8 protein-coding genes are annotated in these 6,592 nt (G+C 64.0%); 5 read left to right on the top strand and 3 right to left on the bottom strand.

Annotated features, from left to right (window positions below):
* The 4 genes from JNK68_08100 to JNK68_08085 all read left to right on the top strand — a co-directional run.
* On the top strand, positions 1-309 hold a 309-nt coding region (locus JNK68_08100; protein MBL8540320.1), incomplete at its 5' end, for a Tim44 domain-containing protein.
* A 1-nt stretch (position 310) separates the two neighbouring features.
* Entirely contained in the window at positions 311-895 is a 585-nt protein-coding gene (locus tag JNK68_08095) for an SCP2 sterol-binding domain-containing protein (GenBank protein ID MBL8540319.1), read from the top strand.
* 82 nt (positions 896-977) lie between these two features.
* Positions 978-2,504, top strand: a complete 1,527-nt coding sequence (ubiB, locus tag JNK68_08090; GenBank protein ID MBL8540318.1) for a ubiquinone biosynthesis regulatory protein kinase UbiB — start codon at positions 978-980, stop codon at positions 2,502-2,504.
* A gap of 94 nt (positions 2,505-2,598) precedes the next feature.
* A complete protein-coding gene (locus JNK68_08085) occupies positions 2,599-4,131 on the top strand; it encodes a sodium:solute symporter family protein (protein ID MBL8540317.1) in 1,533 nt (510 codons plus the stop codon).
* A 175-nt stretch (positions 4,132-4,306) separates the two neighbouring features.
* Here the strand turns inward: JNK68_08085 and JNK68_08080 are convergent, their stop codons facing one another.
* A complete protein-coding gene (locus tag JNK68_08080) occupies positions 4,307-5,056 on the bottom strand; it encodes a hypothetical protein (protein ID MBL8540316.1) in 750 nt (249 codons plus the stop codon).
* Positions 5,049-5,252 carry a helix-turn-helix domain-containing protein gene (locus JNK68_08075; GenBank protein MBL8540315.1) on the bottom strand — a complete coding sequence of 68 codons (204 nt, stop codon included), beginning with the start codon at positions 5,250-5,252 and terminating at the stop codon, positions 5,049-5,051. The genes JNK68_08080 and JNK68_08075 overlap by 8 nt, the downstream gene beginning before the upstream one ends.
* 64 nt (positions 5,253-5,316) lie before the next feature.
* Here JNK68_08075 and JNK68_08070 point away from each other — a divergent pair, with 64 nt between their 5' ends.
* Positions 5,317-6,321, top strand: coding sequence for a site-specific DNA-methyltransferase (locus JNK68_08070; GenBank protein MBL8540314.1), 1,005 nt, complete (start codon positions 5,317-5,319; stop codon positions 6,319-6,321).
* A gap of 84 nt (positions 6,322-6,405) precedes the next feature.
* On the opposite strand, the gene JNK68_08065 is transcribed toward JNK68_08070, so the two are convergent.
* A partial coding sequence (locus JNK68_08065) for a DUF445 family protein (protein MBL8540313.1) occupies positions 6,406-6,592 on the bottom strand: 187 nt, incomplete at its 5' end.

Raw genomic sequence — 6,592 nt, 5'->3', positions numbered from 1 at the left:
GCGAACGACACCGGCAACCTCGAGGCGATTCGCGACTACACGACGCCGGAACTCTACGCCGAACTCGAATCGCAGGTCCGGGCACGCGGCGGTGCCACGCAGAAGGTCGCGGTGACGACCCTGGACGCGGAACTGCTGGAGGTCGCCACCGACGGCGACCTCGCCGTTGCCAGCGTGCTCTTCAGCGGCTTCGTGCGCGAGTCCGAGGACGGTCTGCCAGAGCACTTCGAGGAGATCTGGCACGTCGTCAAGAATCCGACCGACCGCAAGTCGTCCTGGCTGCTTGCGGGCATCCAGCAGGTCGCCTGACGTGCTGTCGACCGTCGCTGCGCGCGCCATCAATCACCTCCTCCGGCGCGAGGGCTGGGCGCGCGAACGCCTGCTGCCCTACAAGGGGCGCGTTGCCCGGCTCGCGGTGCCGCCGACCTTGGTCACGCTCACCGTCACTGCGACGGGCGAAGTGGCGGCGTCCGAGAGCGCCGAGCCGGACGTCACGGTGACGGTCGCTGCCGCTTCCCTCGTCGACGTGCTGCGCGATCCGCAGTCGGCGTCGTCGAAGACGCAGGTCACCGGAGACGGCAATTTCGCCGAAGTCATCAGCTATCTCTTCACCCATCTGCGCTGGGACGTCGAGGAAGACCTGTCCCGCGTCGTCGGCGACGTGGCGGCACACCGCATCGCGGGCCTGGGGCGCGATCTCGCGCACCTGCCGGGGCGGGTCGCCGACAGCGTGTCGCGCTCGATCGCAACCTACCTGCGCGACGAAGGCGGCGCCGTGCCGTCGCGCCCCGAGGTCGACGCGTTCAACGCCGAGGTCGATGCGCTGCGCGACGACCTCGCGCGTCTGGAAAAACGTCTGGAACGCCTGGAGGCGCAGGGCCGCGCCGAGGGCTGAGCCGCGCACTTCCTTGCTTGCGCGTTCGCGCGACGCGGCGAGCCTATATACTCGCGGGCTTTGATCGTCCTTCCACGCCCGCATGCAGCGGCTTCTGCGCCTTCTCAAGATCCTCTGGGTCAGTTTCCGCTACGGTCTGGACGAGCTCTTTCTCGGGCACGAGCGGGTCCGCGCGCTGCGCGGCCTGATCCGCTTCCTGCTTTTCTGGCGCACGCTCAAGGATGCGCGCGGGGTACGGCTACGCCGCGCACTGGAGGACCTCGGTCCGATCTTCGTCAAGTTCGGGCAGGTGCTCTCCACCCGGCGCGATCTGCTGCCGCAGGACATCGCCGACGAACTCGCCAAGCTGCAGGACCGGGTGCCGCCGTTCCCGTCCGCGCAAGCGATCGCGACCATCGAGCGCGTCTACGGCAAGCCGGTATCGCAGGTGTTCACGGAGTTCCAGACCGAGCCGGTGGCGAGCGCTTCCGTCGCGCAGGTCCACTTCGCGAAGCTGCCAGATGGGCGCGAGGTGGCGGTCAAGATCCTGCGACCGGCGATCGAGGGCGTGATCGTCAAGGACCTCGCACTGCTCGACGTGGCCGCGGGGCTGGTCGAATCGCTCTGGGCGGAAGGCAAGCGGTTGAAGCCGCGCGAGATCGTGCGCCAGTTCGACCGCATCCTGCACGACGAGCTCGATCTCATGCGCGAGGCATCGAACGCGAGCCAGCTGCGCCGCAACTTCCTCGATTCGCCGCTTCTCGCAGTGCCCGAGGTGTACTGGGACTGGTGCGCGACCGAGGTGATGGTGATGGAGCGCATGTTCGGCATCCCCATCAGCCACGTCGAAGAGATCCGCGCCCAGGGCACCAGCATCAAGTACATCGCGCGCACCGGGGTCGAGATCTTCTTCACCCAGGTTTTCCGCGACGGGTTCTTCCACGCCGACATGCACCCGGGAAACATCCTGGTCGGCGAGGACAGCCGCTACATCGCGCTCGACTTCGGCATCGTCGGCACGCTGAGCGACTTCGACAAGGATTACCTCGCGCAGAATTTTCTCGCCTTCTTCCGGCGCGACTATCGCCGCGTCGCCGAGGCACACGTCGAGTCCGGCTGGGCCCCCAGGGGCACCGCCATCGACCAGTTCGAGTCCGCGATCCGCGCGGTGTGCGAGCCGATCTTCGACCGACCGCTGAAGGAGATTTCCTTCGGCAAGGTGCTGCTGCGGCTGTTTCAGACCTCGCAGCGCTTCAACATCGAGATCCAGCCGCAGCTCGTCCTGCTGCAGAAGACACTGCTCAACATCGAGGGGCTCGGGCGCCAGCTCGATCCCGATCTCGACCTCTGGAAGACCGCGCTGCCCTTTCTCGAACGCTGGATGAGCGAGCAGACGGGCTGGCGCGCAGTGGTGCGCGGCGTGCGCGACGAAGCGCCGCGCTGGGCCACCCTGCTGCCGCGCATTCCCCGCCTCGTGCACGATCGCCTGACCGCCGATCACGTCCCTGCACTGCGCGAGGAACTCGCCCGCCTGGCAGACGAACAGCGCCGCCAGAACCGGCTGATCCTGGCTGTGGGGATGCTTCTCGCCGCGCTGCTCGGCTGGCAGATCTTCCTGTACGTCACCTGAACCGCCTGACCGCCCCGCTCATCGTGCGGTGCAGCACAGAGGCGGGCTTTGCTACAATCCGGGCCGTCTGCGCCTGCTGACGGGAGTTCCCGCCATGCTCCTCTGGTTCGTCATCATCTATTGGATCGTCTCCGTCGCCATCGGTCTCTGGGCGGCAACCCGCGTCCACAACACAAAGGATTTCGCCATCGCCGGGCGCCACCTGCCCTTCTACATGGTGACGGCCACGGTGTTCGCGACCTGGTTCGGATCGGAGACCGTGCTCGGCATCCCGGCGACATTCCTCGAGGAGGGGCTGCGCGGCGTGGTCGCCGATCCCTTCGGCTCCTCCATGTGCCTGATCCTGGTCGGGCTCTTCTTCGCCGCACCGCTGTACCGCATGAATCTGCTCACGATCGGCGATTTCTACAAGCGCCGCTTCGGCCGCAGCGTGGAAGTGCTGACCACGGTCGCCATCGTCATCTCCTACCTGGGCTGGGTCGGCGCCCAGATCACCGCGCTCGGGCTCGTCTTCAACGTCGTCTCCACCGGTGAGATCAGCCGCTTCACCGGCATGTGGATCGGCTCGATCACGATCCTCGTCTACACCTTCTTTGGCGGCATGTGGGCAGTGGCAGTGACCGATTTCATCCAGATGATCGTCATCGTCCTCGGCATGCTCTACATCGGCGCCGAGGTGAGCGGCATGGCAGGCGGCGTGGGGGCGGTCGCGGGCCATGCCCTGGACACCGGCAAGCTCGCGTTCTTTCCGGCACCGGAAGCGAGGGAGGTCATCGGCTTCATCGCGGCCTGGGTGACGATGATGTTCGGATCGATCCCGCAGCAGGACGTGTTTCAGCGCGTGCAGTCCTCGCGCACCGAGCGCATCGCGGTGTGGGGTTCGGTGCTCGGCGGTTGCCTCTACTTCCTGTTCGCGTTCGTGCCGATGTTCCTCGCCTACTCCGCGACTCTCATCGATCCGAAGCTGGTGAGCGATCTCATGGAGAGCGACTCGCAGTTGATCCTGCCCAACCTGATCCTCGAAAAGGCGCCGCTCTTCGCTCAGGTGATGTTCTTCGGCGCGCTGCTCTCGGCGATCAAGAGCTGCGCCTCGGCGACGTTGCTGGCACCGTCGGTGAGCTTCACCGAGAACATCCTGCGGCCGATGATGGGGCAGATGACCGACCGCAAGCTGCTGCGCACGATGCGCATCGTCACCCTCGTCTTCACCGTGCTCGTCACCTTCTACGCGATCAACTCGAAGGCGAGCATCTTCCACATGGTGGAGAGCGCCTACCAGATCACGCTGGTGTCCGCCTTCGTACCCCTGGTCTGCGGCATCTACTGGAAGCGCTCCACCAACCAGGGCGCGCTGTGCTCGATCCTCTGCGGCGTTGCAGTGTGGCTCGCCGTGCACGCCTTCGGACCCGAAGATCCGTTCATCCCGGCGCAGCTTGCCGGGCTCATCGCCGCCGCCATCGGCATGGTCGCGGGTTCACTCGCGCGGCAGTACCTCCACCATGACCCGCGCATCCACCACGAACTGCGCTACGGACACCTCGCCCATCCGGCCGCGAGCCACGGCCTCGCCCACGAAGGCATCGGAGCGATCCATCATCACGAGCGCGGTCACGCCGGCGAGCGCTGAGACGGTCCCTGCTCTTTCGCACTACTGGAATCCACCCTCGACCCGCCATATACCTGCTGGAGGATTTCCGATCCTACCCAACGAACTGCCTAACTATGGTCGAACCACCGGGGAATCAGCGCCGCGACCGAGACGAAGAAGCAACCAAAAAAGTGGCGGCTCTCGTTTCTCACAGCTACTTCCCTTTGTCGCGTTTCTTGCGAGGCGCTCGCGTAGCCTTCACCTTCGTCGCAATCGTCATCCGCTTGCCGCTGTCCTCCGCTCGGAACCAAGCAACCGCCGTCGCAAGATCATCGGTCCAGAACGCGCTCGGCGTCATAGTGACAGGTTGCAAGGTCGCCATCTCACCGTCCTTCTTCCCGGGCAGTAGCCAGCGCCCAAGCGTGTACATGTAACGATCCCACTTGCCCGTGGACGGTTGCATCGACACGGCCAACACGTCGAACTCACCATATCGGTACGGGCGTGTATTCTCTTCACCGTCCGCGCCGGTCCGCGTTTTCTGCGTCTCGGTCATGAACACGTCGCCCTCGAAGCCGAACCGCTGCCCGGCTTGCACTACGGGTGCCCCGCGTTTGCTTCGCTGCAACTTCACCTGGACTGTGACCGAGCCTTGGCCATCGTCCAGTTTGTAGTCATACGCAAAATTGCCTTTGGGCGTAACGTCAAGCCAACCCGACGGCTCCACCGCCGGCACAACGAAGGTGCGAAACGCGGCATCAGCGATCACGCCTCGGAGCATTCGCCGGGTCAGCTCGGGAGCACGATGCAGGGCCTCAAGGATCATTTCCGCTGGAGCGCCGATGACTCGCTCAAACTCGTGGATAAGGTGACGCTGGCGCAGTTCCTTGAACAAGCTTTCCTGTTCCTCGGGCGAGCACTGCGCAAGCAGCTCGCGTATGGCGACGAGGTTGGCATCACTCATGGGTCGTTCCCTTGGGCCGTCCCGGCGGGTTCGGCTCGAACGCAAGCACGTCCGAACGACTGACGAAGGAGCGCCCACCGATGTCGAGCGTGCGCAGGCGACCGTTGCCGACCAGTCGTGCGATGGCCTGCCGCGTCACGTTTCGCAGGCGCGCGGCTTCGGCCTGAGTGATCCAGTCCGAAGGGTCGATGGCCACAGGTGATTTATTGGTTGGCTTTGTCAATGTATTTATTGGTATACTTCACTCTCGAACAAGTGGGATGTTACCAATGGCCTTCCTTATGCCCAAGACGATAACGAATATCGAAGCGCCACAACCTGAGCTTTTCGCACCCGCGGAGGAACACCCGACCCGCCTTTTGAAGAAGGTGAAGCCGTTCTATCGCACCACCGCGGGCGCTGCTTATTTGGGTGATTCGCGGGACACGCTCCAGGCACTTCCCGACAAGTCCGTGAACCTTGTGTTCACGTCGCCGCCGTACGCGCTTCACTTCAAGAAGGAGTATGGCAACGTCAGCAAGGCTGACTACGTCGAGTGGTTCCTGCCGTTCGCGCGAGAGATTTACCGTGTGCTGACCGATGACGGCAGCTTCGTTCTGAACATCGGCGGGAGCTGGAATCCGGGCTCGCCTACGCGGTCACTGTACCACTACAGGCTGATGATCGCGCTGGTCGAGGAGCTGGGCTTTTACCTCGCCCAAGAGTGCTACTGGTACAACCCTGCGAAGATGCCCGTCCCTGCTGAGTGGGTCACGGTGCGAAGAGTTCGGGTCAAGGACTCAGTCGAGCACGTCTGGTGGCTGTCGAAGACACCTCACCCAAAGGCCGACAATCGGAAGGTACTGCGCCCATACAGCGCGGATATGGTCCGACTAGCAAAGAAGGGCGTGAAGACAACGGTTCGGCCGTCCGGCCACAACATCACTTCGTCATTCAATAAGATTGAATCGGGCGGGTCGATCCCGTCCAACGTGATGGAAGATCGGCTTGCGAATGAAATGCTCATCGCAGGCAACAACGCGGCCAACGATCCCTATACAAAACGCTGCAAAGAGTCGGGTATCAAGATTCACCCGGCGCGCTTCCCGGCGACGCTCCCGGAGTTCTTCGTCAAGCTGCTGACGGACGAAGGCGACCTTGTGGTGGATCCGTTCGCAGGCTCGAACACCGCGGGTGCCGTTGCGGAGCAATTGAGGCGGCGATGGATAGCCATGGAACTGCTCGAGGAGTATCTGGAAGCAAGCAAGTTCCGTTTTGGTGCGTAGCGCTGACGGCGAACACGCCTCGCCCGACACGAGGCAGCTTGCGTGATGCTCGCGCGAAAGAGGGAAACCCGAGAGTCCGCGGGTTCACTCCGGGAAGACGAGCAGCGTGACGGCGTAGATCGCCACACCTGCCAGGCCACCGATGATGGTGCCGTTGAGCCGGATGTACTGCAGGTCGTTGCCGACTTCCTGTTCGATCTTGTCGGTGAACGTGCGCGCATCCCAGCGGCGCATGGTCTCCGCGATGAGGAGCCCGACCTCCCGCCGGCGC

The organism is Betaproteobacteria bacterium (assembly GCA_016791345.1).
Taxonomy (GTDB): Bacteria; Pseudomonadota; Gammaproteobacteria; order Burkholderiales; family JAEUMW01; genus JAEUMW01.
This window is presented reverse-complemented; position numbering and strand designations above follow the sequence as displayed.

Coding starts and splice junctions, on each gene's coding strand:
- ubiB (MBL8540318.1), top strand. CDS start 978: ATGCAGCGGCTTCTGCGCCTTCTCAAGATCCTCTGGGTCAGTTTCCGC.
- JNK68_08085 (MBL8540317.1), top strand. CDS start 2,599: ATGCTCCTCTGGTTCGTCATCATCTATTGGATCGTCTCCGTCGCCATC.
- JNK68_08080 (MBL8540316.1), bottom strand. CDS start 5,056: ATGAGTGATGCCAACCTCGTCGCCATACGCGAGCTGCTTGCGCAGTGC.
- JNK68_08070 (MBL8540314.1), top strand. CDS start 5,317: ATGTTACCAATGGCCTTCCTTATGCCCAAGACGATAACGAATATCGAA.